This is a genomic window from Methylobacterium sp. CM6246, assembly GCF_054818005.1.
Genome location: NZ_JBTXKY010000001.1, coordinates 846,053 through 871,316, shown reverse-complemented (window position 1 = coordinate 871,316; position 25,264 = coordinate 846,053). Strand labels below are relative to the sequence as shown.

Annotated in this window: 29 protein-coding genes; 16 read left to right on the top strand and 13 right to left on the bottom strand. The window is 62.7% G+C overall.

What is annotated here, in order from left to right; genetic code table 11:
* Positions 1-164 precede the first annotated feature (164 nt).
* Positions 165-1,736: an ABC transporter substrate-binding protein gene (locus ACYQPG_RS04370; protein WP_461230365.1), complete on the bottom strand. Its 1,572-nt coding sequence runs from the start codon at positions 1,734-1,736 to the stop codon at positions 165-167.
* 738 nt (positions 1,737-2,474) lie between these two features.
* Between ACYQPG_RS04370 and ACYQPG_RS04365 the strand changes: the two genes are divergently transcribed.
* Complete coding sequence (locus tag ACYQPG_RS04365) at positions 2,475-2,798, top strand: hypothetical protein (RefSeq protein WP_461230364.1); 324 nt, start codon at positions 2,475-2,477, stop codon at positions 2,796-2,798.
* Positions 2,799-2,815: 17 nt separating this feature from the next.
* Positions 2,816-3,046, top strand: a complete 231-nt coding sequence (locus tag ACYQPG_RS04360) for a hypothetical protein (protein ID WP_461230363.1) — start codon at positions 2,816-2,818, stop codon at positions 3,044-3,046.
* 68 nt (positions 3,047-3,114) lie between these two features.
* On the opposite strand, the gene ACYQPG_RS04355 is transcribed toward ACYQPG_RS04360, so the two are convergent.
* A complete protein-coding gene (locus ACYQPG_RS04355) occupies positions 3,115-5,010 on the bottom strand; it encodes a potassium transporter Kup (RefSeq protein ID WP_461230362.1) in 1,896 nt (631 codons plus the stop codon).
* Between the two features lie 220 nt (positions 5,011-5,230).
* Here ACYQPG_RS04355 and ACYQPG_RS04350 point away from each other — a divergent pair, with 220 nt between their 5' ends.
* From ACYQPG_RS04350 to ACYQPG_RS04305, 10 genes are all read left to right on the top strand, one after another.
* Positions 5,231-5,458 carry a hypothetical protein gene (locus ACYQPG_RS04350; RefSeq protein ID WP_461230361.1) on the top strand — a complete coding sequence of 76 codons (228 nt, stop codon included), beginning with the start codon at positions 5,231-5,233 and terminating at the stop codon, positions 5,456-5,458.
* A gap of 134 nt (positions 5,459-5,592) precedes the next feature.
* Entirely contained in the window at positions 5,593-5,958 is a 366-nt protein-coding gene (locus ACYQPG_RS04345; protein ID WP_461230360.1) for a hypothetical protein, read from the top strand.
* Positions 5,948-6,142, top strand: coding sequence for a hypothetical protein (locus ACYQPG_RS04340; protein ID WP_461230359.1), 195 nt, complete (start codon positions 5,948-5,950; stop codon positions 6,140-6,142). The genes ACYQPG_RS04345 and ACYQPG_RS04340 overlap by 11 nt, the downstream gene beginning before the upstream one ends.
* On the top strand, positions 6,142-8,676 hold the full coding sequence (locus tag ACYQPG_RS04335) for a hypothetical protein (RefSeq protein ID WP_461230358.1): 2,535 nt from the start codon (positions 6,142-6,144) through the stop codon (positions 8,674-8,676). The genes ACYQPG_RS04340 and ACYQPG_RS04335 overlap by 1 nt, the downstream gene beginning before the upstream one ends.
* Positions 8,642-9,559, top strand: a complete 918-nt coding sequence (locus tag ACYQPG_RS04330) for a hypothetical protein (protein ID WP_461230357.1) — start codon at positions 8,642-8,644, stop codon at positions 9,557-9,559. The genes ACYQPG_RS04335 and ACYQPG_RS04330 overlap by 35 nt, the downstream gene beginning before the upstream one ends.
* Positions 9,549-10,169: a hypothetical protein gene (locus ACYQPG_RS04325; protein ID WP_461230356.1), complete on the top strand. Its 621-nt coding sequence runs from the start codon at positions 9,549-9,551 to the stop codon at positions 10,167-10,169. Before ACYQPG_RS04330 ends, ACYQPG_RS04325 begins: the two co-directional genes overlap by 11 nt.
* Before the next feature lie 82 nt (positions 10,170-10,251).
* Positions 10,252-10,509: a hypothetical protein gene (locus ACYQPG_RS04320; protein ID WP_461230355.1), complete on the top strand. Its 258-nt coding sequence runs from the start codon at positions 10,252-10,254 to the stop codon at positions 10,507-10,509.
* Between the two features lie 130 nt (positions 10,510-10,639).
* Positions 10,640-11,005 carry a hypothetical protein gene (locus ACYQPG_RS04315; RefSeq protein ID WP_461230354.1) on the top strand — a complete coding sequence of 122 codons (366 nt, stop codon included), beginning with the start codon at positions 10,640-10,642 and terminating at the stop codon, positions 11,003-11,005.
* A 127-nt stretch (positions 11,006-11,132) separates the two neighbouring features.
* Positions 11,133-11,450: a Rha family transcriptional regulator gene (locus tag ACYQPG_RS04310; protein WP_461230353.1), complete on the top strand. Its 318-nt coding sequence runs from the start codon at positions 11,133-11,135 to the stop codon at positions 11,448-11,450.
* A 39-nt stretch (positions 11,451-11,489) separates the two neighbouring features.
* Positions 11,490-11,852, top strand: a complete 363-nt coding sequence (locus ACYQPG_RS04305) for a phage antirepressor KilAC domain-containing protein (protein ID WP_461230352.1) — start codon at positions 11,490-11,492, stop codon at positions 11,850-11,852.
* Here ACYQPG_RS04305 and ACYQPG_RS04300 read toward each other — a convergent pair.
* Positions 11,849-11,995 carry a hypothetical protein gene (locus ACYQPG_RS04300; protein ID WP_461230351.1) on the bottom strand — a complete coding sequence of 49 codons (147 nt, stop codon included), beginning with the start codon at positions 11,993-11,995 and terminating at the stop codon, positions 11,849-11,851. The two genes, ACYQPG_RS04305 and ACYQPG_RS04300, sit on opposite strands and share 4 nt — an antisense overlap.
* Before the next feature lie 784 nt (positions 11,996-12,779).
* Entirely contained in the window at positions 12,780-13,334 is a 555-nt protein-coding gene (locus ACYQPG_RS04295) for a Ros/MucR family transcriptional regulator (RefSeq protein WP_461230350.1), read from the bottom strand.
* A 391-nt stretch (positions 13,335-13,725) separates the two neighbouring features.
* Here ACYQPG_RS04295 and ACYQPG_RS04290 point away from each other — a divergent pair, with 391 nt between their 5' ends.
* Entirely contained in the window at positions 13,726-13,899 is a 174-nt protein-coding gene (locus ACYQPG_RS04290) for a hypothetical protein (RefSeq protein ID WP_461230349.1), read from the top strand.
* A gap of 85 nt (positions 13,900-13,984) precedes the next feature.
* Here ACYQPG_RS04290 and ACYQPG_RS04285 read toward each other — a convergent pair whose 3' ends face one another.
* From ACYQPG_RS04285 to ACYQPG_RS04275, 3 genes are read right to left on the bottom strand one after another with little or no spacing between them, the layout of a single operon-like run.
* Positions 13,985-15,352, bottom strand: coding sequence for an ATP-binding protein (locus tag ACYQPG_RS04285; protein ID WP_461230348.1), 1,368 nt, complete (start codon positions 15,350-15,352; stop codon positions 13,985-13,987).
* Positions 15,349-16,011: a response regulator transcription factor gene (locus ACYQPG_RS04280; RefSeq protein WP_238262693.1), complete on the bottom strand. Its 663-nt coding sequence runs from the start codon at positions 16,009-16,011 to the stop codon at positions 15,349-15,351. The genes ACYQPG_RS04285 and ACYQPG_RS04280 overlap by 4 nt, the downstream gene beginning before the upstream one ends.
* A 15-nt stretch (positions 16,012-16,026) precedes the next feature.
* On the bottom strand, positions 16,027-16,332 hold the full coding sequence (locus ACYQPG_RS04275) for a PepSY domain-containing protein (protein WP_147907885.1): 306 nt from the start codon (positions 16,330-16,332) through the stop codon (positions 16,027-16,029).
* A gap of 170 nt (positions 16,333-16,502) precedes the next feature.
* Between ACYQPG_RS04275 and ACYQPG_RS04270 the strand changes: the two genes are divergently transcribed.
* A complete protein-coding gene (locus tag ACYQPG_RS04270; RefSeq protein WP_461230346.1) occupies positions 16,503-17,087 on the top strand; it encodes a thermonuclease family protein in 585 nt (194 codons plus the stop codon).
* A gap of 761 nt (positions 17,088-17,848) precedes the next feature.
* Positions 17,849-18,292, top strand: a complete 444-nt coding sequence (locus ACYQPG_RS04265; RefSeq protein WP_461230345.1) for a hypothetical protein — start codon at positions 17,849-17,851, stop codon at positions 18,290-18,292.
* An 18-nt stretch (positions 18,293-18,310) separates the two neighbouring features.
* Here ACYQPG_RS04265 and ACYQPG_RS04260 read toward each other — a convergent pair whose 3' ends face one another.
* The 3 genes from ACYQPG_RS04260 to ACYQPG_RS04250 form a co-directional block, all read right to left on the bottom strand.
* Positions 18,311-19,009, bottom strand: a complete 699-nt coding sequence (locus tag ACYQPG_RS04260; RefSeq protein WP_461230344.1) for a thermonuclease family protein — start codon at positions 19,007-19,009, stop codon at positions 18,311-18,313.
* Positions 19,010-19,657: 648 nt separating this feature from the next.
* A complete protein-coding gene (locus ACYQPG_RS04255; RefSeq protein WP_461230343.1) occupies positions 19,658-20,257 on the bottom strand; it encodes a hypothetical protein in 600 nt (199 codons plus the stop codon).
* Positions 20,258-20,334: 77 nt separating this feature from the next.
* Positions 20,335-20,619, bottom strand: coding sequence for a hypothetical protein (locus ACYQPG_RS04250; protein WP_461230341.1), 285 nt, complete (start codon positions 20,617-20,619; stop codon positions 20,335-20,337).
* A gap of 1,926 nt (positions 20,620-22,545) precedes the next feature.
* Here ACYQPG_RS04250 and ACYQPG_RS04245 point away from each other — a divergent pair.
* A complete protein-coding gene (locus ACYQPG_RS04245) occupies positions 22,546-23,679 on the top strand; it encodes an acyltransferase family protein (RefSeq protein WP_461230340.1) in 1,134 nt (377 codons plus the stop codon).
* Positions 23,680-24,205: 526 nt separating this feature from the next.
* Here ACYQPG_RS04245 and ACYQPG_RS04240 read toward each other — a convergent pair.
* The 3 genes from ACYQPG_RS04240 to ACYQPG_RS04230 are packed head-to-tail and all read right to left on the bottom strand — an operon-like array spanning position 24,206 to position 24,972.
* Entirely contained in the window at positions 24,206-24,397 is a 192-nt protein-coding gene (locus tag ACYQPG_RS04240) for a hypothetical protein (RefSeq protein WP_461230339.1), read from the bottom strand.
* Positions 24,398-24,406: 9 nt separating this feature from the next.
* Entirely contained in the window at positions 24,407-24,712 is a 306-nt protein-coding gene (locus ACYQPG_RS04235) for a hypothetical protein (RefSeq protein ID WP_461230338.1), read from the bottom strand.
* A complete protein-coding gene (locus tag ACYQPG_RS04230; RefSeq protein ID WP_461230337.1) occupies positions 24,709-24,972 on the bottom strand; it encodes a hypothetical protein in 264 nt (87 codons plus the stop codon). The genes ACYQPG_RS04235 and ACYQPG_RS04230 overlap by 4 nt, the downstream gene beginning before the upstream one ends.
* Positions 24,973-25,264: the final 292 nt, after the last annotated feature.

Genomic DNA, 25,264 nt, shown 5'->3' with positions numbered 1-25,264 from the left:
CGGAACATATCTATCGATATCGTCGATGTGATATACGGCGTCTATCGATAGGATCGATGCAGAAACCTTCACGGACTTGGACGCTGCCGCTGCCGTGCTCATCCGTCGCCTGACGGTAGCGGCCGGATCCTCCGCGGCATCTCAAAAGGCGCTGAGGGCACACCCTAGTCTTTGCGAAGGTTCCACAATATTGGAAACCCCAAAACGCGGCCGGTGAGATTGCGTCTGTAAGAGGTCATCGATCGGTAGGAACCAACTGGCACATAGACCACCTCGTCCAGTGCAACGCGTTGCATTTCCGCACAGACTGCCTTCCGAGCATCTACATCGGGAGCAGCAAACCAAGCGGTTCGAAGTTCCTCCAGTTTCGGAATCGACGGCCAGCCGAACCAGGCACCCGCGCCGTTGGCTCTGAGCGGTTGAAGCGCCGCCGGATCAGCATTGTCGAACGACGAGAACGTAGTCAGCAGCACGGACCAGCCGCCCTTATCAACGGGCTCGCGTGAGACGCGGCGTTGGATGACCGTACCCCAGTCGCTCAGGGCCAGATCCACATTGAAGCCGATACGGGGCAGCAGATCGGCCGCGACCTGGGTGATCGCCGAGGGCGCCAGGATGTCTGTCGGACCGATTAGCCGAACCTTCGCGCCGCTATAGCCCGCGGCTTTCAGCGCCGCCCGCGCCTTCTCGACGCTACGCGGCCCCGTGAGCACCTCCATGCCGGCATCCGTCGCCATCGGCGTTCCCGGCGTGAAGATCCCACACCGATCGTCATAGTTGGCGGGATCATCACCGGCCACAGCTGCCATGAAGTCGCTCTGCATGATGGCCGGCAGCACCGCTCGGCGCACCTCGACATTGTCGAACGGTGGCTGCAGGTGGTTCATGCGCAGAATGGCTGGGTTGGTGAAGCGGTCGAGGCCTTCGACCACGATGTTCCGATTGCGTGCGAGCAGTTGCTGAAGCTCGGGCGGCGGTTGCTCGTACCAGTCGATCTCGCCGTTCTGCAGCGCGGCCGCCGCGGTGGCACCGTCAGCGATGATCTGCCATTCGACCCGGTCGAAGTGTGCGATTTTACCGCCGGCGGTCAGGCTCGAGGCACCGGGGGCGGGCACGTATCCGCTGTGCCGCTCGTAGACCATCAGACTGCCCGAGTTGAACTCGTCCGCCTTCCAGCGGAACGGCCCGGAGCCGGTGGCATCCGTGATCTGCTTGAACGGATCAGTCTGCGCGATCCGCTCGGGCATGATGAAGGCGGGTTGGCTGACGCTCGCTAGAGCATTCGGCAACAGCGGAAACGGCGCCTTGAGCCGAAACACGATGGTTGTATCGCCGTCGTGGCTGAGCTCGTCTGTTGCGGCCATCAAGGTCTGGCCGAAGCCGTTCCGCGCGGCCCAGCGCCTGATGCTGGCGACGCAATCGCGCGCGAGGACGGGGGTCCCGTCATGAAAGCGCAGCCCCTCGCGGAGGGCGATCGTCACTTTCCGCCCATCCTGCTCGACCCGGTAGCCGGCCGCCATCTGGGGCTGGGGCTGCAGGTCGGCATCGAGGCCGAAGAGCGTATCGTAGACGACGTAGGCGTGGTTGCGCGTCACGATCGCAGTCGTCCAGATCGGGTCGATCGACGTCACGTTCGCTTGGGGCACCATGCGGAGCACCCGCGAACCTTGGGCTCGACCGACGATCGGCGCTGCCAAGGTGGAGGCGCCCGCGGCGAGGAACGTGCGTCGCTTCATCGTCAGCCTCCGCGTGGGATGCGCAAGCTTTGCAACCATCGGACCAAAGCGAGAGGCTGGAGGCGATAAAGCTCTTCTGCGTGAGGATGCCCGACTCGGCCAGAGTCGTAAGCTTCAACAGCCGACACCGCATCAATTGGCGGAACCCGCTCCACCGAGCCCGTGCGCTATCTATCGACCATGTCAATATGATATACGATGTCTATCGATAGGAGCGATGCGAGATGCGTCTCCAACTGTTCAGCGACGGGGTGTTGATCGGCAGTGTGGTCCGCGGAGGGACACGCTGTGTGTACGCCTACGATTTCGAGGGCATCCCCATCGGGTCCTTCGTCGACATTGATGCTGCAGCTGCGGCGCTAGCGAATAGGCAGGTGGCAGCATGACGCCAAGACAGGCCGTCGACATCGAACGGATGCCACCTGGCGACCGTGGGCCGTTCTTGCGCAGTCTCGCAGTCCGCTACGGAGCCAGACGAGATGCCGCGCTCGCCTATGGGCCGGACTTAAGCGCAGGCCGAAAAGCTGCTCTGTCTCGCGCCGAGCGATCGCTGAGGAAAGTGCAAGCCCTCGCTCACCGGTACGGCGTCTTGCTCAATCGGGATGACATGGAGGTCGCACCGGGCGGCCTCACCGATGTCCAGAGGCGTGCCTTGGCTCACGCGCTGGCCGACCCGGTCTCGTGCGCCTTCCTCGCCAATGCCGCCCTAGCACAGGCCCAGCATGGAGGAGCCGTATGATGACGACGGTCGCCGTCCATCCGCCGTCGAATCATTTCCCAGAGAGCGGGATGGAGCGTCCGGTGATCCGGTCGGCCGATAGCTGGGGGCCGTTCGCGCCCGACCTCGAACCAGGGGAGCGCGTGGCTCGTCTGCGCATCCTACGAGCCATCGCCCACCTGTTGCTGGGCCCCCGCGGTCTCAATCTTCAGGGCTCCATCCGGGCCGCCGAGCAGCACCGCACGATGGGCCGCCTGTCCGATGTGCTCAGCGAGATCGACGCCCTGGCCGCCAAGGACCGGCGGAACGTCCTGACCAGCTATGCCGCGGTGACACGGCCGTAACCGGAGGAGCCCCATCCATGCCGGACCGGATTGTCGGCGAGATCCCGAAGAGCGCTCGCGAGAGCATCAGGGTGAGCCTGCGAGAGAAGGGCGGCACCCTTGGTTGCGATCTGCGCGTGGCCACCACCATCGGCCACGGGCCAATGCGCGAGACGCCAAAGGGTATCAGGATACCGTTGGCTCGCCTCGCTGATGTGATCGAGGCACTGCAGGAAGTTCAGCGATTGGCAGGCTCGATCGATCAATAAGCCCACCGTCGCATTTAGGTTCAGATCTGGTCGCCACCCGGGAGAGGCGGGCCCGGTATCATGAGCGCCTACATCTCAACCTGGGTCCCGAGTTCGACGACCCGAGGCGGCGGAATCCGGTAGTAGTCCGGCGACCGCACAGCATTGCGGGCCATGAAGGCGTAGAGCGGCTCTTCCCATGAGCTCAGCTCTGGGCGCAGCGACGGGACTGGTTTCTCCCGCCCGATGAAGAACGAGGCGGTGTCCGGATCGACCCCGACCTCATTCCGATGCAGCCGCAGCGCCGCCATAACATCGGGTTTCTCGGCGAACCCAAAGGTCAGCCAGACCAAGCTGAAACCGGCCGGCAGCGGCTCGATCTTGACGCGCTCTGTCTCAGGGACGCGGGGAGCCCGTTCCGTCGTCACCTTCAGCATCACCACGCGCTCGTGCACCACCCCATTGTGTCGAACGTTCAGCGCAAGCGCCGCAGGGACGATCTCGGTCTGCTTCGTGAGATAGATGGCGGTGCCACGCATTCGGATCGGCGCGTCCGGCCGATCGAGGCCGGCGATGAAGTCCGTCATCGTGGCGAAGTCCTTATCCCGACGGTCGAAGGCGACAGCCCGGCCCTTTCTCCATGTGAGCATCAGCGTCAGCGCAATGCTCCCGACCAGGAGCGGAAACCAGCCCCCTGCCGGGATCTTATGGATGTTGGCTCCAACGAAGGTCAGGTCGAGCACCAGGAACAGACCGGCGACCGGGAAGACTAGGTAGGGCGGCCAGCGCCATAGACCGTAGGCGACGGTGGTGACGAGGAGCGTGGTCACCATCATGTCGCCTGCAACCGCAATGCCGTAGGCGTTGGCGAGCGCATCCGACGAGCGGAAGCCGAACACCAGGCCGAGCACCACCGCAGCGAGCAGCCAATTCAGCTGAGGCACGTACACCTGCCCAATCGACTCCTCCGACGTCTGCCGGATCTCAAGGCGAGGGATTGCGCCGAGTTGGATGGCCTGCTGCACGAGGGCGAAGGCACCCGACAGCACCGCCTGACTGGCGATTACAGTGGCCAATGTCGTGAGCCCGACGAAGGGAGCCAGCGACCAACTCGGAAACAGCAGGAAGAACGGATTGGCTGCCGCGGCGGGATCGGTGAGCACGAGTGCGCCCTGTCCGAGGTAGTTGAGCAGGAGGGCGGGCAGCACGAAGGCGAACCAGTTGATTCGAATGGCGCCGCGGCCGAAATGGCCCATGTCGGCGTAGAGCGCCTCACCGCCGGTGAGCGCTAGGAAGACCGATCCAAGAACCGCGAAGGTGACCCCCGCCCCCGCGTGACCGACGTAGGCCAGCGCGTATCGGGGATCGAAGGCGAGCAGAACACGTGGCTGCTGCAGCAGGTGGTACAGCCCGAACAGGGCCAGCGTCAGAAACCAGGCAGCCATCACTGGGCCGAACAGGAATCCGACGCTGCCGCTGCCTCGGCTCTGAATCGCGAATAGCCCGATCAGGACGACAGCGGCGATGGGCACGACATAAGGGGTGACGACCGGGGTCACGAGTTGGAGGCCCTCGATTGCGCTGAGGACCGAGATTGCCGGGGTGATCATCGCGTCACCGAAGAACAGCGATGCGCCCGCCAGCCCGATGACGGCGAGAACAGGCCGCAGCTTTCCGGCGACCGGCAGCGCCAGCGATAAGAGAGCCATGGTGCCGCCCTCGCCCTGGTTGTCAGCCCGCATGACGAAGACGACGTACTTGAGGGCGACGATCAGGATGACGGCCCAGAACACCATCGAGAGGACGCCGAACACGGTCGCCTCGGTGGCGGTTTCGCCGGCGGCCTTGAGCGACTCTCGAAAGGCGTAGATCGGGCTCGTGCCGATGTCGCCGAAGACCACACCGAGTGCACCCAGGAGCAATGCGGGTCGGACGGGATGCTCAGCGGCAGCTGGTGTCGAGACAGCGCCAGCGGATGAGTTCATCGAGCTTCCTGTCAGGTGCCAGCTGTTGCGATGCCATCGCGGTCTCGATCGCCGACGCGAGCACTATGCAGTGGGACAGCTGAATACGCGATCAGGAACGAGCGGATCCGGAGACACCACGACGGTCCTGCGGTCCGAGCGGCCGCGTCCTTTCAGCCTGGGCGAGCCTGGATCGTCGTGAGCGGCGTTGCTGATGTTCCAAGGCAGCGTGAGATCGATCATGGAAGTCAGCGACATGAAGAACCCGCCGTTCTGCGTGTTCACTTACCGTGACGGCCAGCAGGTCCTGGCGGAGGATGTGGAGACCGACATCGCCGCGCGTACCCGCTTCGCTTCGGCGATCGACCTCTGCAAGACGCGGGACGATGCGCACGCCCACCGCGTCGAAATGCGTGCCGGTTCAGACCTATTGGACTCCTGGCCTCCGAGCTCGAAAGACGCCGCTTGATCCGAGACACGGTTTCACGATACGTTCTCGTGTCGCCATCGGCCTAAGCCGACGCTGCGACATGCCATAGGGCCACCCGAGACAGGGTTGGCCGCGGGCCCCTCGATCCGGATCAACCGGTGGAGCCCGCCCGCATGTCGCCCGAGACCGCAATCAGACAGAAGCCCGGTCGCAAGAGCACCATCGCCACGCACCCGCAGCGTGAAGCGATCGAAGCCGCCTGTGCTGCCGGTATCAGCCTTCGCAGGGTGGCCATTCGATTCAACGTCGGAATCATGGCCATCCATCGGCATTGGAATAGCCTTGCCTCCGAATACCGAATGGCGCTCTCCGCCGCGGTGTCCAATCTGGACGATACCCGATGGCGCGAAGTGGCGACCGGTCTCGAAGCCATCGCCCGTCGCCATCCCGATGCCCGAGCCGATCTCGACGCATTGGTCCAGCGCATCAGTATTCCAATTGCCGCCTCGGACATTGGAGGCCGCGCTCATGCCGCATGAAGCCATCGCCGATCGCCCGAATGCCGGAAGGGATAGGGGGCCTCGATTAAGGAATCCAATCGAGGGAGCGGCAACCGCATGGGAAGCCTTTTTCCGAGACGCGATCCGAAAAAAATTCCGCGGTGAAATAGCCCTGGCCCGCGCCTTCAATCTCGATTCGATGATCCTGGTTGGAGGCTTCTGATGGCCGCGATCGAACAGCACGTCGACGAATACGTCTTCCGCTACACGACGGAGGGCGTGGATCAGACGAAAGCGAAGGTCGACGCCCTTGGCACATCACTCGACAAGCTGACGGCCACGCAGGACCGGTCCGCGGCGAGCAACGACAAGGGGGCCGCCTCCAGCGATCGGGCGGCTCGGGCCACGGCCATGCGGGAGGCGGCGGCAGCCAAGGCGCAGCGGCAGCTGGACATGGAGGCCCGCGCCCTTGCGCAGGTGCAAATGGTGCAGGACGCCGCCGCCGCATCAGCCGGTGGCCTTACGGCCGCGCAGGAGCGGGCGGCATCCTCCGCGGCTTCCGTGCAGAAGGCTGCCAACGATAATTCAGCCGCCCTCGGCAAACAAAGCTCCGTCTATGCTGAGGTCGGAAAAGCGGCCGCGGCACATCCGATCCTGGTGCTGGCCGCCAGCGTTGCGGCGGCGCGGGCGCTTGGAGGCCTCGCTACGTCGGCGGCCGGTTATCTCGGCACCGCGTCGGCGGCCACAGCGGCATTCGCGGAGGGCAGCACCGCAATGGGCGGCGCGGTGGCGGCTGGCGGCACGCTGGCAGCCCGTGGCCTTGCGGTGGCGGGAGAGGCGGCGACGGTGGTGGCCGGCGGCCTGGCCGCTTATGCCACGAAAGTGGAGGGCGCCACGAGCGTCGTTGGCCTCCTGGTCGGCGCGCTGAGGCTCATCCCGAACGCGCTCCTGCCGATCGCCGCCGCTTTCGCCGTTTTCCAGGTTGCCTCGGCGGTCATCGGGAAGGCCTATGACGACCTGCAGAAGCTCATCGACCTCGGTCAGAAGGCACAGAGCCTCGACGTCGGAGCACCTTTCCTAAAGAGCTTCGAGTCGCTCGGAAAGGTGATCGGCGCGACCAACGAGCAAATGGATCAGGCTCTGTCCAAAGCTTCAGGTTTCCTGAAGGACAGCTGGGGACAGGACAACAACAACCTGTCCAAGATGCTCAACAGCATCAGCGCCACAGGGGCAGCCGGCGCCAACGGCCTGCAGTCCACCGCGCTTGCCGACACCGCCACGACCCTGGAGGAACGCCTAAAGGCCGGCCTCGCCGCGATGAAGGAGCTCGAAGCCCTCGGCCTACATCTCGCCAGCATCCAGGTCGGCGAGAAGGTGCTCGGCCCCGAGACCGTCGAGCGGATGCGCATCACCGGCACAAGCGCGGAGCAGCTTTCCGCCGCGTTGCAGGCCGCCGCCGAAAAGGAGGTGTTGAAGCAGGAACAGGTCGATCGGGCGCTACAGCTCAACAAGAACATCGCAGACACCAAGCAGGAAATTGCCGATGCCTGGGCGGTCAACTTGGATTTCAGCGCCGCAGCTACACTCCTTGACGGTATCTGGCTCAGGATCCTGCAGATTGTTTTATCGATTGTGCTGGCGATAAACAGCGCGATTGATGGCGTGGTGGCGTTCGGTGCGACCATAACGTCGGCGGTCGGCGGCGCTTTCAGTGCGGTTGCTGGTCAGATCTCTGGTGTGTTGGCTCAGCTCGGCACCATTTCCAAGCAGGCAGAGCAGGTGAAGCAGGAAGTTGCCGGACCGCCCGAGGCCGCAGGCCCTGCACCTCAGAAGATAACCGGCCGCGATTTGGGCTACGTCAGCACCGTCGTCGACGGGCGCGCGCAGCAGGGGGCGAAGGGAGCCAAGCAGGCCCAACAGGCGGCTCAAGAGGCCATCTCGTCCTACGACAGCCTGATCCAGCGGACGAAAGACCGCATCGAAGAGCTCGACTTAGAGACGCGCAGCGTTGGCCTGAACAGCGACGCCGTGATCAAGCTGAAGCTTGCACACGACCTGGAGCGGGCGGCGCAGAAATCCGGGACCGAAGTCACTGCTGATATGCGGGCCGAATGGGACAAGCTCGGCACGACGCTCGCAGCCAGCACGGATGCGCTCGCGCACGCCAAGCGGGGCATGGAGCTGACCCGAGATGCGCAGCGCCAGATGGCTGACGACTTCGCCAGCTTCGCAGATGACGTGATCCTTGGCGGCCAGAAGATCGGCGACGCCTTCGCCAGCCTGGCTAAGACCTTCGGCAGCAGCAGCCTCAAGGCGCTCCTGACCGGCCAGGGTGGGCTCTCGGGCCTGTTCGGGACTGCCGGTGAGAAAAGCGGTGATCTCGGCGGCCTGCTGGGCGGCAAGATCAGTCTCGGTGGCCTTTTTGACGGCGACAAGATCACCTCGGCCCTCGGGCTCGGGGCTGAGTCCGGGATCGGCAAGGCACTCAGCGAGGCGCTCAAGCCGCAGAAGGCGGGCGGGGGCATCATGTCTTCGCAGCTCGGCCAGGGCTTTGCCGCAGTCGGTGCCGGTGCCTCGATCGGCTACTCGTCGCAGTCGCCGCTAATGGGGGCTGGTGGCGGTCTCCTAGCGGGTCTGGCCAGTGGCAACCCAATTCTGGCGGTCGCTGGCGCAGGCGCCGGCGCGATCGGCAGCATTCCCTCCAGCAAGAAGGATCGGCGGCATGTCGCTCGTCAACGTCTTCGCGACTTCGCGTAGGGTCGTCGTCCTCACCGATACAACGCTCTACGATGCGTCGTGCCGGATCTTTGGCTTAGATCAAAAGAGCTATCCGGTCTCCTCCTGGACGGGCGCCTTGACCTTCAGAGGCAACATCTGGGGTATTGGTGCAGGACTTGATCTTGCAGAGAAATACGGCAGCTTCGACGAGTTCTTGAGCCTGAGCGCCGCAGAATTTGAGCGAGAGCATAAGAGCGCGCTCGCTGGTGGCCGCCTACTCGGCCAGACCATCGTCGAAATTCACGTCGCTGGCTGGTCGGAGCGAGAGGACCGCGCCCGCGCCTTTGTCCTGCGCTCGCCCGGCGTCCACGGCGACGATACCCCGCCCTATACCTGGGTCGAGATCGAAGGGGCGTGGCACGACGATTTCGATCTTATGGCGCTGAGCCGGCTGCACCGGCAAGGTGCCGAACCGGATGTTGATTGGACGCCTGAGACCTTCGAGGCGATCACGCACGGCATTCCCCTCGCGGAAGAGCAACGCCGGAAAGGTGCCGCGGCCTGGACCGAGTTCGCCGGCAGGCACGTGATCGGCGGCGAGCTGTGGCTGACGGTGGTGGACCGCGACGGCGCACGCCTCGGCGCCATCCACGAATGGCCGGACGTGGCCGGCGAGCCGATTCAGCCAGCCCCATTCGATGAGAGTCGGTGGCCGGAGGCGGTGCCGTTGGGCCTGCCTTGGTCTTACGAGATGTTCCTCAACGCGCTGAAGAGCGGTGCGCTGGACAATGAGACGTTCGAGATCGACGACGAGAAGATGGCAGCGCTCAAGGCCGCGCACGCGCCGGCAGCGAACATGACGCGAAAGCAGCGTCGTGCAGCCCAGGCGCAGGCGAAGAAGGCGCACGCCCATGCCCGCTGAGCGCTCGGTGCTTCTTGCCTTCGCTGACGGGGCTGAGCACGCCACCTTCAATCGCCTGTTGGCTGAGCGGCCGGACCTGCAAGCCTTCGTGCAGGGGCAGATCGAAGCCGTTATCGAGAGCTTTGTCCCGAGGATGCACACAGGTGCTTGGGGGTTGACGGCCGAAGAAATTGACCAGGCGATCGCGGTCACGTCCGCGGACGCAGACTGGCACAACGCTACCGCACCGAAGGCCCAGCGCCTCGACGACGACGAGCGCCTCATGTGCCGGCTTGCCTACCAGGCCGCATGCCGAAGCGCGCGTAACGACTTCCTCGCCGCGCTATCCGAGCACGAGCCTGCCGCGAAGGCGCTCATCGCTCTGGCCGCCTACGGCAGAACCGTCGCCGACGGGATGGACGCCCTGCGCGCCGCGCTGCCGGTGAACGTCCTAGCTGCTCCGCCACCGCAACACCGCCGACTCAGGCCGGAAGACTTCGGAGCGCTGCCACAACGGCGTCGCTCGGCCGGCATGCCCTGGGCGGACCGGGTTCGGCGAGCTGCAGAGCATCCGAGCCGCGGCATCGGACAGATACATGGAACAGGCGAGCCGCCCGCAGCGGACGTCTAACGAGGCGCGCCGGCCGACGACGGCGCGTGTTAGCCCTGGTCGCTGCCCGACACGGCGGCCGGGGCTGCGCAGGAGGTGTCCGATGCTTCATGCCCTCGCTACAGCGGCGAGCATCGCCGCGGTGTTCACGCTGGGCGGCTTCGCGATCACCCGGGCGGGTCAATACGCGGGCCAGACCACCGTGATCCTGGTCGCGGTCGCTACTGGGCTCGGGATGCTGGCATTGATCGGCGGGCTTACCCGGCTCGATGCCCAGGGGCCGGCGATCTCTCGTGCCGAGGCCCGCCCCGACTATGGGATGAGCTGGCGACCGTCCGCGCAAGCTCCGGCGGATCGCTAAAGGCTCGGCTTCAGCCGGTGCTAGAACAGGACGGAGCCAAACGGCCGTGGCGCCACCGAGAAGTGCGCCATGCTCGCTGAATACTGATCCCTGATCCGCTCGGCTCCGGATCGGACCGCGGATCCTGGCCATGCAACGATTGGACGAGCTCTGCCACCGCGCCTACGCCGGCCTCTTCCCGAACCCGAAGTTTGAGCGGGGCGTGGACGTTTCTAAGGGGCTCCCGGGCGTCCCGGATGATCGCTGCGATGGGCTGGCAGAGATGCAGCGCCTGTCCTCAAGGATCGGCGAGGAAGCTCAGGCTCTGCTCTTTCACCGGGTGTTCGAGAGAAGGACGTTCACCGCCATGCGCGACATGGGCATGGGCGGGGAGCGCGAGCTTGCTGTGCTGTTTCTGCGGGCCGTTGATGGGGTTGCCCGGTTCTATGGGCTCTCCGAGCGACCGCGATCAATCGAGACCATGGAGGCGCGAATCACCTCGTACCAAACGAGTTAAGCAAACATTAGCCGGTCCCGAGTAAACGTTACTGGCCGGTTAAGAAATTGCCGGAAATCGGCGGCGGGGCCCAAGCCTGCAAGCGCGACCCCGCCGCCTCCTGACCACCCGATGGAGGGCCATCGAAATGATCAACCAAACCCATAGCACTGGAAACGTAAACGCCGCGACCCTCGGCGCCATGCCCCTCACGATGTCCAGCTTGGAAATCGCCGAGCGAACGGGGAAGCGCCACGACAATGTGATGGCTGACATCCGCAACATGCTTGAAGAGCTAGGTGAAGGAGCAGCCCTGAGTTTCCAGGGCTCGTATCGGGGAGGCAACGGGCGAGACCTCCCCTGCTTCGACCTCCCGCAGCGCGAGTGCCTGATCCTCGTTTCCGGCTACAGCATCGAGTTGCGCGCCCGCATCATCGACCGCTGGCAGGAATTAGAAGCTGCTTAAGCCCCATCCCTACCAAAGACGTTTGCTGAGGCTTTGCGATTGGCTGCTGACCAAGCTGCTGAGATCGAACGTCAGGCCGGACGCATTGCCGAACAGGCGCCTAAGGTCGAAGCGTACGATCGCCTTGCCGAATCGGATGGATCGCTCTGCATGCGCGACGCGGCTAAGAGCCTTCAGGTGCGACCCATTGATCTGAAGAGCTATCTGATCAGCAATCGTTGGATCTATCAGCGCCCAGGTTGCCAGGAGTGGATCGCGTACCAGTCTCGGATTATCACCGGCTTGCTGATTCACAAGGTTACGGCGGTGCCACACGATGACGGGCACGACCGGATTCGAACTCAGGTACGTGTGACGCCGAAAGGCCTCGGGCGATTGGCGGAAGAGCTCGTTCTCGCTTAGCGCCGGTCGCCTTCTCCTTCATCGCGCACATCATGCGCATGCTCGTCCGCCCATTGGCGGGCGAGCGCCATTGCCCTGGGTTCCTGTTGCCAGATGTAGAGGCTGCTCTGCAGATGGATCGGGACGTCCTCGCCATGGAGCATCTTATCGATCCGGTCTGAGCGAATGCCGGTGAGGCCGGCTTGTGATAGATCTAGGGCGGACCTCATGGATGGCAGATCACGCGCCCCTGATTTTAGCGAGCCCAGCGACCGAGACGCCGCTTCCAACGTTCGCCAGGTGCGAGGTTCGGCCCTGTCTTGATCTTGAGAGGGCGTAGCGCCGGCGCGAGAGCTTCCGAAGCGTGATCTTCATCCACATGCGGCGCAGGGGCGACCGCAGGCGTCGGTGCAGGCGCGGCGTCGACAGGATATTCAATTGACGCGCACGGGGCAGGAGCAGTTTTGCGAGGCCTGCCGCGCGGACGCTTCACGCGGACTTCATCAGCAGCCAGAATTATCTCGACTTCGATCTCGGCCGCCTCGGGCACGATGATGCTGGGCAGGACGCGACGCTGCTCTGGGACCGGTGCTAGCGGTTCAGGAGAGACGACCGTGCTGAACCACGGCGAGACAACTGCTGGTGGGGCCGAGCGCCGAGGGATGATGGTCGCATGCCGACGATCGGTAGACTTGATCTCGACGGTGAATGAGCGACGTGAATCTCTGCGCATAGGGATCCGAGACTGTCATGCCGATCTATGTCGGCTACCGCGGCAGGCTGAGCATACGGTACTTAACGAACCGATACGGCCGCTCATTGAGGCGGAGCCGGATCCGATAACCCATCGATCCCAGACCGGGCCGAAGCATGGGCAGCATTCGCTCGCCGCCCACGTCCTGGATCCGCCTACAGCCAGGATCGATAGGCTGTCGGCGCCGAACACTCTCACTCGGCCGCGACGGCCGCTGAAGCCTTCTTGCGGCCCTTGGTGGGCTTCGCTGCGGGCTCCGCAGCCTTCTTCGATCGGCCGGCCTTCTTTGGCGTCTCGGTGATGGTCTCGTCGGTCTGGGCGGTCTTCGCCGCCGCCTTCCGCCGCTGCTGACCCAGCCCGAGGCTCTTGGCGAGCGCCGAGCGCTGCGCCGAGTAGCTCGCGGCCGTCGAGGGATAATCCCTCGGCAGGCCGAAGCGCTCGCGGTACTGCTCAATCGTCATGCCGTTGCCGCTGAGGTGACGCTTCAGCGTCTTATACGGCTTGCCGTCGATGAAGCTCACCAGCGCGTCGTCTCTGACGGACTTGCGGATCTGTGCAGGGGTGGGCTTCTCGACCGCAGACGCCTCCGGCGCGCCACCCTGGCCGAGCCCGGAGAGGGCCGAGTAGACCCCGGAAAGCAGGCCCGGCAGTTCGGTCACAGGAACGCTGTTGTTCGACACGTATGCCGCCACGATATCGGCGCTCAGTTCGATATGGTTATTCTGCGGGGTGGGTGTGTTCTCGGACATTTCATGATCCTTTCATGCTTAGCAACACGAACAATCCGAACCACCCCGAAAGTCAATAGATTGGAGCGCAGCGCCTTGTCGAAAAACAGCCTTATTCAGGCATTTTCTCAATTGGCCTCCCGAAGATCCATTTTCCATTCCTAGGCTTGTTCGCTCTGCTGCGTCGGATGCTGAGCTTCTTTTAACCTTGGCGATTTGCAGTGCGCGGCAGGCGCCACAGCTAGCAGCAGCGTCAGATCATTCATCGGCGACGCTGCTCCAACTTCACGCCGGTCGGGTTCTCTACGGACATCAGGATCAACATCCGGCTGACATTCATCGGATCGCGCAAAAACTTCGCCTGATCTGCGCTTTTCTTGCGAATTACTGTTGACGACGAAAGCATTCGCAAGTGTTACATAGTCATCGGCAGCGAGGAACTCAGCAAATAACCAAGACCTTCGAGATCATCGACACCAAGCTCAACAACATCTTCCTCACCAAGATCAACCAGCACGAGGCTCACAAGCGGGTGAATCTGCTGAACTCCTGCGGGATCGTCCGGTACAAGGCCCGGGCGATCTGATCGGAGGGCCTTCGGGCCCTCCTCCTTCTCCGGGGGAGGGTAGCCAAGGTGATGTTAGTTCGGCAGCGACGAACGCGCGCGGCATTCAGATGTGACTGGGTCTGAGACCGTCGCTCGAGCCACGCCATCTCAGCTCGATCAGCAAACCACCCATCTCCGATCGATTGAAGCGCATCCTCACGCCCGCGGCTTCGGAGATATCTCGGGCAATGGCGATACCGAAGCCCGTACCCGGGCGGCTTTCGTCCCAGCGTTGGCCGCGACCGATGCCGGAGATCGCGGCTTCGCTCATGCCAGGGCCGTCGTCCTCGATGGTGAGCTGCAGGCCCCCACCATCTACTGCCCCAGCCACTCGGACGCGGCGGTGCGCCCATTTACGAGCATTGTCGAGCAGGTTGCCCAGCACCTCCATCAGCTCGCCCTCTTCGCCCGGATAGGCGAGCCCGTCCGGCACGGCGATGTCCCAAGCGAGCGAATCACCCTCTGGCAGCCGGCGCATGGTCGCAATCAGGCGCTCGGCCACCGGGGCGACCCGGCAAGTCCGGCGCCGCAGGTCGCCGGCTGCAGCGATCCGCGCTCGGGCGAGCGCGCGCTCGACCTGGCCCGCCATCGCCCGGGCCTGCTCGGCGATCTCCTCCGACAAGCCGGCATTGGTCGGCCCGGTCCGGCGCGCCAAGGCGTCGAGCACGGCGAGTGGCGTCTTCAGGCCGTGGGCCATGTCGGCGGCCGCGGCCCGGGCTCGGATCAGGGCGCGCTCCTGAGCGTCGAGCAGCCGGTTGAGGTCGGCTACCAGCGGCAGAACCTCGTCGGGAAAATGATCCGGCAACCGCGTCCGGGTCCCGGCATGGACCGCGCTGAGATCCTGCTGCAGCACGCGGAACGGCGCCAGCGCCCGGTGCACGAACAGCCACAGGGCGAGGGTGAGCACCCCAAACAGGGCCGCCAGCCCAGGGACCAGTAGGCGCAGGAACGTGACGCGGCTCGCCGCCAGGTCGCGACGGTCCTCCGCCACGACCACCCGCAAGCCGGTCTCGGCACCGCGCGGGCCGATCTCCAGGGGGCGGACGATGGCGATCAGCCGGCCGCCATCCGGCCCGGTGGCCTCCACGGTCGCTGGGGCGTCGCCGGTAGTGGGTCCCAGGTCCAGGCGCTTGTCCCAGAGCGAGCGCGAGCGCAGGACCTGGCTCCCAGCCTCAACCTGCCAGTACAGTCCGCCATAAGGCGTGGCGAAGCGCGGGTCCGGCGGCTCTCGGGAGACGGTCGGGCTCCCATCCGCGGCGAGGTTGACTCGGCCGGCGATGAGCTTGGCGGTCCGGTCGAGCTCGTCGGCGGTGCGGACGTCGAGCACCCGGTCGAGGATCACCGTTAGGCCGACGCCGGCTAGCAGCAGGGCGAGCCCGATCAGCCCCGCCGCCGCCAGCCCCAGCCGCAGTTGCAGGGAGGCGCGCCTCACGATGCGTCCGGGATGCGGTAGCCCTGGCCGCGGCGGGTCTCGATTACCCCGGACCCGAGCTTGCGACGCAGGCGGGTCAGAAGCGCTTCGAGTGCGTTGGTCTCGCGCTCGGTGCCGACGCCGTGGAGGTGGTCCAGGAGCTCGCCTGCCGGGACGACCTGTCCCTGCCGGTGCAGCAGGAAGGCCAGGAGCCGGTATTCGAGGGCGGTCAGTTCGGTCGGTCGGCCTGCGACACTCACCGCTCGAGTGCGGGTGTCGAGTTCTACGTCTCCGGCCCGGAGCACCGGCGAGGCGTGGCCGGCCGTGCGCCGGAGGATCGCTCGTAGGCGTGCGTTCAGCTCCTCCATGCGGAACGGCTTGACCAGATAGTCGTCGGCGCCGGCATCGATGCCCTCGACCCGTTCGCGCCAGCCATCCCGGGCCGTGAGGATCAGCACGGGCAGCGCCACCTCGGCCGCCCGCAGCCGCCGCAGCACGCCGAGCCCGTCGAGGCGCGGCAGGCCGAGATCGAGCACCATCGCATCGTAGGGCTCGGTCTCGGCGCGGAACCACGCCGCCTCGCCGTCCGCGACCACGTCGACGACGTAGCCGGCATGCTCGAGCCCGTGCTTCACGTCCGCGGCGATGCGCGGTTCGTCCTCGACCACTAGGACGCGCACGACCTGCTCCCGCGCTCAATCATCGTCGTCTTCGTCCAGGATCTTGAGCGAGCCAGCATCGACCTTTACGGAGCGGCGCTTTCCGTCGGTGCCGAGAATGCGCAGCTTGTACAGCCACTGCCCATCGTCGCGCTTGAGATCGACCGCCACCACGTCTCCCGGCACCGCCTCGCGGGCGGCGCGCAGGATCTCGTCGAGCGGGCGGATCTCGCCCTTCTCCAGGGCGCGACGGGCGCGATCGGCATCCTCGGAGGCGTGCGCCGGCCAAGCCACGCAAGCGAACAGCATGAGCGCGGCGCGTCGGGACGGGAGCTGGATCATACGGGCTCGGGCTCGGCCATGACGGGGAGAGGTGGGGTCCGGTCGCCCGAAATCATCCCGTGACCGCACAGGCATAGCTCCGGTTGCCTGACGGCAGGCTGACAAGGGCCGTCAGGGTTGCGAGGCGGCTCTCAAGCAGAAGGGGACCAGACCTCTTCCGGAGACGACCCATGTCCCTGATCCTCGGTGCCCTCCTCGCCTGCGCCGCCGGCCTCGCCGGTACCATCCTGTGCCCCGATGAGACCGGCCGCCGCTCGCGGCTGCCTTTGCTGGCGGCGTTACTCGCAGGCGGGCTCGCATGGCATGCCCCCGCCCAAGCAGGCGAGACTCTACGCGGCCCAGCCAGGGTGCTCGACGGCGAGACCGTTGTGGTCGGCGTCAGCCGCATCAGCCTCTACGGCATCGTAGCGCCGGATGCTGACCAAACCTGCTCAGACACGCAGGATCGGCCCTATGCATGCGGTCGAACGGCGGCCCGAGCGCTCAAAGACCATATCGGCGGCGCTATCATCGCCTGTGAACCACGCAGCGGTACGGCCGGGGGTGCGGTCGAAGCGATTTGCCGGGTCGGTGACGAGGATCTTGGCGCCTGGATGGTCGGGCGTGGCTACGCCGTGCCAGATCGGACCCATGGGCTGGACTACACGAAGGCCGCCGAGCGGGCGTGGGGGCAGCATCTGGGTCTGTGGTCCGGGGTGTTCCAGGACCCAGCTGAGAGGCGGATCCGACCGGCCGATGTTGTCCCTGCTACATAGCCCGCGTCGCCTGACGTGGTGCACTGCGGGTGGTCCTGTTGCGCCGCAGCACTACAATTGCCCGGCGCCCGTCTCAACAGCTGGCGCCATCAGAGCCTCGGGCACCGCGGTGACACCTTTGTCCGAGGCTGAAAGCCCGCCCGATTCAGCATCGTGGCGGGCTTTCCTATACCGGTATTTGGGGTATGGTCCGCGCGATTTCCGACTCCCCCGAGTTCGAGGTCACAACCTTCGCCCGCCCGGTTCGCCGGCGCGGGCTTTTTCATGGCCTATGCTCTCCCATAGGCGTTGACGGCAGTGAGCGGCTCGACCTCGGCAACGGCACCATGCGGATGCCGGATGGGTCGATCCGGTCGATCGTCCCGGAAGCCCTGCCGGCGGCGTCGGCAGTGTCGGCGCTCGGGGCGCATCGGGCAGCACGTCGATGCGTTCGGCAAGCATGTCGACCGGCTGGGCGACATGGTTTTCCACGGCCAGATCAGCCTCGCGGTCACCGGCGGCGGGCGACGGCGCTTAGGGTGCGGGGCCGCAGCGGCATGACGGACGATCGCGGGATCTCTGAGCCCGGGACCAAGGACGACATGGCCGACTGGCTCTGACCGTGGGTAGCCTCGGGCCGCGCAGACCGGATGGCGGGTGATCGAGGGTGAGAGGAGCATGCCCGGGCCTGCACACCCAAAGCGCCTTGTCGCCCTTCCAGACCCGACGTAGCGTCTGACTGGCGAAGCCTTCGGGTCTGGGCGCCAATGGAGCGATCGGCGATGGCAGCCCACTCGGCGTTGATCGGGAAGGCCGGCGAGATGATGGTGGCGGCCGAACTGATGCGCCGTGGCGTCGAGGTCGCCCAGCCCCATTCCGATGTAGGCGTCGACCTGCTGGCCTATCGCCTGGAGCCGGGCTCGACCGTGCCGAGTCGCATCGTTCCGGTCCAGGTCAAATCAGCTTCGAACGTTGCCTTCAACTTCCACAAGAGCTGGCTCAGGAAGTCGACCAACCTCGTGCTCGTGTGGCGGCTCGAAGCCACGCCCGAGTTCTACGTCTTCGACTCGTTGGCGAGGATTGAGGAGGCGCTCGGCGCCACGTTCAGCGCGTCCAAGTCCTGGGCCGAGAACGGGGTCTACGCGGTAACGAACCCCGGCGCTGCGGTCTTGGAGCGGATGACCCCACATCGTAATCGGTGGGATCGCATAATCGGGCAGTTGTGAGCGCGGCTGGAAGTCCGATCACCCGCGTGCCGCCCGCCAGCCGGCCGCCTTCGCCTCGTCCTCGCTGCAGAACATCCTCTCACCGGAGCCGGCGTTGATCACGGTGCGCTCGTAGTCCCGGGTCCCGGGCAGGTAATAGATCTTGTCGCCCTTCCGCGAGATGTTGCCCTTGATCGCGCAGGTGACCGGCGCTGGCGCCGGCGCGGCTGCCGGGGGCTTCTCCATCTCCGGCCTAGTCTCGACGCCACCCGCACGCTTGGCGCGCCGCCAGTCCGACGGTGGGTCGAAGGTGCCAGCCCAGAGCCCGCGCTTCGCAGCTCTCGCAGTCGTCTCGGCCGGAACGTAATCGCGGGAATACCGCTGGTAGGCTGTGGCGAGGCCCTGCTGGACCATCCAGGCGTTCAGATCCTCCGTGCCCTTCCGGCACACCGCGACGGTGCGCCCGTAGCGGTCCGTGTCGCGCGGCTCGCAGGAGATGGGAGCCTCGCCGATCCGGTCGGCCAGCGCCAGCGCCGCCCGCTGGCCGCAGCGATAGTCCTTGCCCGCCGCGTCCTGGCAGAGTTGAGCGCTCTCCGGCGCGTCAATGCCGAACAAGCGAATGCGGGTTCCGTGGATCACCACGGTGTCGCCGTCCGTGACGGAGGCGCGACCGGTGATGGGCTCGGCAGCCAGAGCGGGGCCGCTCAGCAGCAGGAGTGCGAGGAGGGTGTGGCGCATCCCGAAGCGATAGCCGATCCGCGGCTTCCGGCAACCGGTTCGAGAGCGCGATGCCGAGCGAAGGACGGACGATCGAATGGCGGTGCGGATACTATGCTTCCGCAACGGGTTACTCGTTATCGGCTGAATCGGAGAACCGTTTTGAAGAAGCTCCTACTAGGCGTGTGCGCCCTAGCCTTGTCGTCTTTCGTCCTGTCACAGACGACAGCGCCAGCTGATGCGCGCTCACGTCACATGAAGTCGGTTAAGCGGACGGGCATCCCCATCACGAACAACACCGGCGGGCGTGGCTCGTCGAGCTCGGCCGCTGCTGGCAATGCAGGTCAGCCTTCTCGCGGGTCACGTTCGACGGGTGGCAGCGGCGGTGGTACCGGCAACGGTGGCGGCGGTTGAACGGCACAGGCTGCGCAGTTCAGCCACCGCGGGCTTCCATCTTGGTGGCCCGCCACATGATACGTGAACGCCAGCCTCGAACTCCGCGGTGACACCTTTGTCCGAGGCTGAGAGCCCGCCCGATCTGTCATCGCAGCGGGCTCTCCTGCGCCTGCAATGCTGATACGGTCGACTCGTTGCCTGGCGTAACGCACCAGGGGACTCCTTGACCTTCGCCCGCCCGGTTCGCCGGCGCGGGCTTTTTCCATGGGTTGGCTAAGAATTTTGGCCAGAAACCTCGCGGAATATAAGAATAGGTGTTATCCCGAAGTGCGTCCGGGGCCGGCCCAATAAATTTCTAGATATATTTGCCAAGTTGGCAGCAATTCTTACTAAGCCGTCCGGTATAGCGTTTGCTCCTAATTCGTCCAATGTCTTCGGATCCGGCTCTTCCTCGGTTGGATCGTTCCTCAGGTCTGGCCAGGCATCTATTATGCCAAGAACTCTCCAGTGTCCGCGAACCAGCGCGCCGTGCTTAAAAGCCAAATCGTGCGCCGCTGCAACCAAAGACTCGGGCATAATGGTTGCCCAAGCGTTAGTTCCATCCTTGTAGATATAAAGATGTATTGCCTTCGGCATGTCTGTTATCATGCCGAGACTTTGTCTTAACTCCTTACCAGCCGGCGAATCGATACTCACACCACTCTCTTCGCACCCCTTAAGCACCATTACTTCGAATAATTCCGGGTTTTTCAGAACCGGAGTTATGGTGTTCCCGTCCACAATCGAGACGGACCCCTCGATCAGGACGAAACGGCCCAGTGCAGCTGCCCACAAATCTTGTTCTATCAAATCATGTTCGTAAAGATAATCCAAAAACCGACGCGAATTAGCCCATAGCGGATCGAATGTGTACTCAGCTATGTCCTTTGTTTCGTCCGCGGTAGCTGTATCTACGTTTGCTGACGCACCAAGTACGGCGGGCAGCCCGATCGTTCCGACAGCGGCTCCTTTAAGGTTTGGGTCTGTCCGACGCTCTCTGTAGCCTTCACAGACTGTCGGACGCCGTACTCATCGAATTGAGCGAGGAAGGATCCGACACGCCGAACGTCTTGGTAGAGAAAGTCATAGACGGAAGTGCTTGGTAGGGCCCCTGAGTGCGCTTCGTAATCTTCTTCTTCGTTCGTCAGCGTCTTTTCTGATTTCGGCTGATCGTTCTTGGTTTTGTCGGACGGCATCTAAGATCTTCTCCTCGAACGGCTTTGTTTCTGCGCCGTCTGTTTGGCCCGGGGGTCCTGTTTTTTCTCGTTCCGACATTGGTGCGCTCCCAAACTTCCGCTTTGCCGCTACCACAGGAAGCTCGAACTTTTCAGCCTGCATCATATGCGGATTGCAGACGCACGCTAGCGCGCAGGCATGCACGAAGCTGCGCCCGGCTTGATACCGCTTCTTAATTGCCAGCCTCTACCGCCGGTCGCCATGCTAGACCTCCCGCCCGCCGTCGCCACCTGGCGCGACCAGATCGAACGCATCTCCGAGCGAGCCTCCCCGTGCCGCTACCTCACGCCGACGCAGTGGGCGACGATGCGGGAATCGGCCATCGATTTTGCAGATAGGTTCAAAACCATGCTCTCGTCTTTCTATTGGGCCGAGTGCAGTCCCAAAATCTAAACCTGTGATTTACCCCCCCGCCTCGTCCGAAAAGCGCTGAATTCTGACTTAATTTGAATAAGTTAGATTGTCATCTCAACAGCTAGCAGTGGGCTGTTACTAGAACCTTGAGAAACCTTCAGGTTTTCTGATCACTACGAGAGTTGCGGCCGTCGGTAAAAAAATCAAATACCAATGGCTCTGGCGGAAAAATTTCTAATGCACAGACGGCCAGTTGTTGTCTATAAATAGGGTTAACATCGAATCGCGACGCGAGTTTTAAATATGTCTAGAGATCTATATAGGTTTAACCTCAAGAGTCCGGTTGAACTTTGGAGCAGTAACATTGAAGTGATGTCACCACAAATATCGCCATGTCGGTTTCTGACAGTAGAACGCTGGGCGCAAGTGCGAGAAAGCGCCCTAGACTTTATAAAACGCTTCGGTGAGGAGGCACATCATCTGGGCTGGACTACATGCGAATTATTCGGCGTTGATCCGCAATATGGTACTGGGGGGATCAAGCGCTGTGGCGCACTGATGGTGGATGGTAGACCAGCATATCTCCTTGAGCTTCACAAGGTTAGGTTCACCATTAGCTCGTCGTCAATGAACAAATTTACTCAATTGCCTGGAGTTCCTGTTTGGGAGTTTGGGCCAACGCTCAATCAGAAACCTCCTTTTACGTATCAGGTCACTCCGACCTAAAACTAACGGCCTGATGTTCCCTGCCCGGAATGGGGCCCGCTGATCCGCGAGTTTGTGGCGCAGGAGAGCTAACGGTACCAACCCAAGGCTTCGAATTCCTCGCCACGGCAGCTTTCGGCCCTTTTCAAAAGCAGTGGATATCCGCTCGAAGGCGACTGGCTGACGCACAGACCTATGGCGGAGGGAGTTGGGTTTGAAATAATTGGCTTCCCGGCCTCAAAGAAGCCGATTCCGGACAACTCGTTTGGCCCGTTCGGCAGAGTGGACGGTGCCACTGACCTTCAAGACGAGTTAGATAACGAGTTCTTTGAACCAGATCGTATTGCACGGGGTCTACATCTGTGACTGAATTTGAGGCCGCGAGGCGATAGCTCACGACGCATTAGGCGATAGGTGCCCTGCTTAGCGGCCCTAAGCTGCCGCTGTTCGTGCAGTTGAACGCGGCTTTGCGGACGCCTTTAGCACGGCCGACGGACGCAAGTGCGATGGGCCGCTTTTGCAGCAATGCTGCAGAGATGAGCGCCGAGACGGCCGAGGCGTCTTGCTATGGGATCCACACGCTTGAGGGTATGGGGCTGCCTCAGCGTTGACTTAGCCGTGCAACCTAGCCGACACGGAGCGTCACGGCTCGGATCAAGCGCAGCGGTGCAAATGCATGACCTAATGGCCGCTCTCTATCTTGGCGAGGGCGGCCCACAATGCCGAAACGCGCGATCAGCTAATCTTTTCTTAGGACACGCTCGTCAAGGCCGCGATAAATGCATATGAGCTCGCACGACCTCACTGAATAACGATACGGAGTGATCTTGAAAAAGCGATTGGATCATCTTGATGGCCTTCGCGGGTTAGCCGCAGTTGTCGTTGTTGTGTTTCACTTAATGTCAGCGGTGGTTCCTTGGCTCGTTCCTGATCAGCAAAACGGTGCTGCCTGGATTGCCTACAGTCCTATCGCTGTTTTGTGGAATGGGACCTTCGCGGTATCTGTATTCTTTGTGCTCAGTGGCTTTGTTGTCACGAATGCGACGATACAAAAATCTGATCCCTTGTGGATTGATCTTATCATTCGCTATCTACGTCTGGCAGTCCCTGCAACTTTGAGCGCGTTCGTAGGCTGGGCACTATTGAGTGCGCTTCCCAATGCCGCAACAGAACTATACCAGATCACGGGCAGTCGGTGGCTTCAATGGACCTATCAGGGAGAAATCCCAAGTTTACTAGCTGCCGCCTATAACGGGTTGATCGGTATTTTCGTTACCGGGGGGTCGTATTTTAACAATGTATTGTGGACAATGCGACCCGAGCTAATTGGATCAATAATCTGTTTTTTAATATGCTTCTTCAATAATAATATAATTCGCTTGATCGCGGCCACTATCTTTGGTATTGTGGCACTAGTAAGTAGTCATTTTGAATATGAGTGCTTCGTTTTTGGCATCTATATTCGTGAAGCTTGGGTTTCCGATCGATTGCCGTCTGCATTTCCAATTCCGGTGCTACTCATAGGCCTTATTATTGGATCTCAAAGCGGTGACGCCGCAAGCATTATTGGTCTAGGATGGTTGCCGAGCGCCCTGAAGCCGAGCGGAAAGGGAGGACTCCTATACCCGATCGCAGCGACATTCGTTGTCTACGGGTGCATGCGCTCAGCGTCTCTCGTTCGTTTTTTGTCAGGAAGCTTGGGGCGCTTTCTTGGTTCAGTGTCGTTTCCTCTATATTTGATCCATGTTCCGATTATATATACTTTCTTTGCAAAGGGTTATGTAATGGCCGAACCTAGTTATTTTAATATATTGTCTATCTTAACAGTCTGTATGGTATTAATTTTTGCTATATCTTATATTTTAGAACGGTACTTAGAAAGACCGTACTTAGTTGTCTTGGGAAGACTTAGAAAAAAATTGAGAGAGAAAGCAAACACAGTGGCATTACCGCTGTCGTAGAGAAAATCAAGCATCAATCAGACGAATAAATTAATCAACGCGTCGGAAATTGGGGTTAATTATTTTAGCGCCTAAAGGAATGAGGTTTTCCTCTTATTTCAATGCGTTTGTGTCGCAATAGAACGTAATACCTGAACGAGTCTTTTGATCTGAGCAGCGAGCATTCGGAAAGGCAGGGTTGAACCGGAGCCGCAATCTCTGTTCCTCGCCAAGAGCTATTGTCCGCTCTCCACCCGTTGAGGAGGTTGCAGGTAGTACCGCGAGCCAGATTTCGGTCAATAAAGAACTCTTGACTCGTCAATCTAACCTTGGCGACAATTTCGCGCCCGGCAGTAGTAACCAGTACGCGGCCCGCCCCTCCTTCCCTCCAGTTCGTCGCATCAAAAGTTTCTGTGCTTCCAAGTTCGGTATGACGCTTGGATAGGCATTGCACGTGAGACCCTGCGAGTTCGCAGCACAGGCTCGAAATGCGTCGAGGCGCCGCTTGGCGACCGCGGGGGTGACGATCGACATAGCGTCAGCGACCCTAGACGAGCCAGATCAGCAGGCCTGCAGCCACCATCAGCGCAAACAGCAGCAGGCATGCAACGACTTCTCGCCGCGCTATAAGGCCGGCACCTAACCCGCAATCGAGCAGCCCGGCGGCGGTCGAACTGGCGCTAATTCCCGACAGGAGAATTGCTGCGATCAGGATCCAGCCGGCGAGGGTCTGAGGCATCCGTTCGAGCTACCGCGGTTGGTCCTGCGATTGTCGGGCGCGTTCGAGCGTCTCAGCATCCTCCTGCGCGGCAATCAGCTCGATGCTGCTGGCCAGAGCGTCAGCGGCCTCGCCGTGCTCCACTGCGCCGGCTGCCACGGTCCGGCAGAAGCGAGCCGCGCGCCGCAGCCCCTCTGCATGCGCAGTGTCCAACGCCGTCAGCACAGCGTTGAGGGCAATCTCGCGCTCGGCATCGTCGCCCCGCAGGTGCGGCAGCAGAAAGGCCACGAGGCGGACCTTCCATTCGTTTCCGGCTTCCGGCGTATCGTCGCTCATGACTTCACCGGTTGTGCGAGCAGGATCGCAGATCTGACCGCAGCTCGTCTGCTGCCCGGTCTTGCTGTCGGCTCCTTCAGAGTGGCCGTCGCATGCCGGTCCGCCTTAACGGCCGCGGTGACGTCCAGGATCCAGCCGGAAGCCAGCTCGAACGGTCCGGTGTTTGGATTGGCAAGCACCGCGTCGACCGCAGCATTCACTTGCGCATCCGTGACCTCCTTCGATTTATAAAGGTCGGAGACGGTCAGGGTGGAAGCCATGATTGCCCCTACCGCGAGAGGGCAACGGTCGTCGAGGCGGCATAAGAGGTCCGTGTGGCTGGCCTCACGCGCCCAGGCGCTCTCTGAGCTCGCGTCCAGACCCAGGCCACACCGATCTCGTGTAGTCTCTGTCACCCGAGAACCCGAGGCAGACCCCGATGCATGACGATCAGGACCGGGTCGTCGACCCAAACGGACCGCCGCCTTGGATCCACCTGCTCTCGCCGCAGCAACGCGACTGGCGGGCAAGGCAGCACATGATGGGCCGCAATCCCGACTCATACATTCTGGA

Coding starts and splice junctions, on each gene's coding strand:
- ACYQPG_RS04370 (WP_461230365.1), bottom strand. CDS start 1,736: ATGAAGCGACGCACGTTCCTCGCCGCGGGCGCCTCCACCTTGGCAGCG.
- ACYQPG_RS04365 (WP_461230364.1), top strand. CDS start 2,475: ATGACGACGGTCGCCGTCCATCCGCCGTCGAATCATTTCCCAGAGAGC.
- ACYQPG_RS04360 (WP_461230363.1), top strand. CDS start 2,816: ATGCCGGACCGGATTGTCGGCGAGATCCCGAAGAGCGCTCGCGAGAGC.
- ACYQPG_RS04355 (WP_461230362.1), bottom strand. CDS start 5,010: ATGAACTCATCCGCTGGCGCTGTCTCGACACCAGCTGCCGCTGAGCAT.
- ACYQPG_RS04350 (WP_461230361.1), top strand. CDS start 5,231: ATGGAAGTCAGCGACATGAAGAACCCGCCGTTCTGCGTGTTCACTTAC.
- ACYQPG_RS04345 (WP_461230360.1), top strand. CDS start 5,593: ATGTCGCCCGAGACCGCAATCAGACAGAAGCCCGGTCGCAAGAGCACC.
- ACYQPG_RS04340 (WP_461230359.1), top strand. CDS start 5,948: ATGCCGCATGAAGCCATCGCCGATCGCCCGAATGCCGGAAGGGATAGG.
- ACYQPG_RS04335 (WP_461230358.1), top strand. CDS start 6,142: ATGGCCGCGATCGAACAGCACGTCGACGAATACGTCTTCCGCTACACG.
- ACYQPG_RS04330 (WP_461230357.1), top strand. CDS start 8,642: ATGTCGCTCGTCAACGTCTTCGCGACTTCGCGTAGGGTCGTCGTCCTC.
- ACYQPG_RS04325 (WP_461230356.1), top strand. CDS start 9,549: ATGCCCGCTGAGCGCTCGGTGCTTCTTGCCTTCGCTGACGGGGCTGAG.
- ACYQPG_RS04320 (WP_461230355.1), top strand. CDS start 10,252: ATGCTTCATGCCCTCGCTACAGCGGCGAGCATCGCCGCGGTGTTCACG.
- ACYQPG_RS04315 (WP_461230354.1), top strand. CDS start 10,640: ATGCAACGATTGGACGAGCTCTGCCACCGCGCCTACGCCGGCCTCTTC.
- ACYQPG_RS04310 (WP_461230353.1), top strand. CDS start 11,133: ATGATCAACCAAACCCATAGCACTGGAAACGTAAACGCCGCGACCCTC.
- ACYQPG_RS04300 (WP_461230351.1), bottom strand. CDS start 11,995: ATGCTCCATGGCGAGGACGTCCCGATCCATCTGCAGAGCAGCCTCTAC.
- ACYQPG_RS04295 (WP_461230350.1), bottom strand. CDS start 13,334: ATGTCCGAGAACACACCCACCCCGCAGAATAACCATATCGAACTGAGC.
- ACYQPG_RS04275 (WP_147907885.1), bottom strand. CDS start 16,332: ATGATCCAGCTCCCGTCCCGACGCGCCGCGCTCATGCTGTTCGCTTGC.
- ACYQPG_RS04270 (WP_461230346.1), top strand. CDS start 16,503: ATGTCCCTGATCCTCGGTGCCCTCCTCGCCTGCGCCGCCGGCCTCGCC.
- ACYQPG_RS04265 (WP_461230345.1), top strand. CDS start 17,849: ATGGCAGCCCACTCGGCGTTGATCGGGAAGGCCGGCGAGATGATGGTG.
- ACYQPG_RS04260 (WP_461230344.1), bottom strand. CDS start 19,009: ATGCGCCACACCCTCCTCGCACTCCTGCTGCTGAGCGGCCCCGCTCTG.
- ACYQPG_RS04250 (WP_461230341.1), bottom strand. CDS start 20,619: ATGCCGTCCGACAAAACCAAGAACGATCAGCCGAAATCAGAAAAGACG.
- ACYQPG_RS04240 (WP_461230339.1), bottom strand. CDS start 24,397: ATGCCTCAGACCCTCGCCGGCTGGATCCTGATCGCAGCAATTCTCCTG.
- ACYQPG_RS04235 (WP_461230338.1), bottom strand. CDS start 24,712: ATGAGCGACGATACGCCGGAAGCCGGAAACGAATGGAAGGTCCGCCTC.
- ACYQPG_RS04230 (WP_461230337.1), bottom strand. CDS start 24,972: ATGGCTTCCACCCTGACCGTCTCCGACCTTTATAAATCGAAGGAGGTC.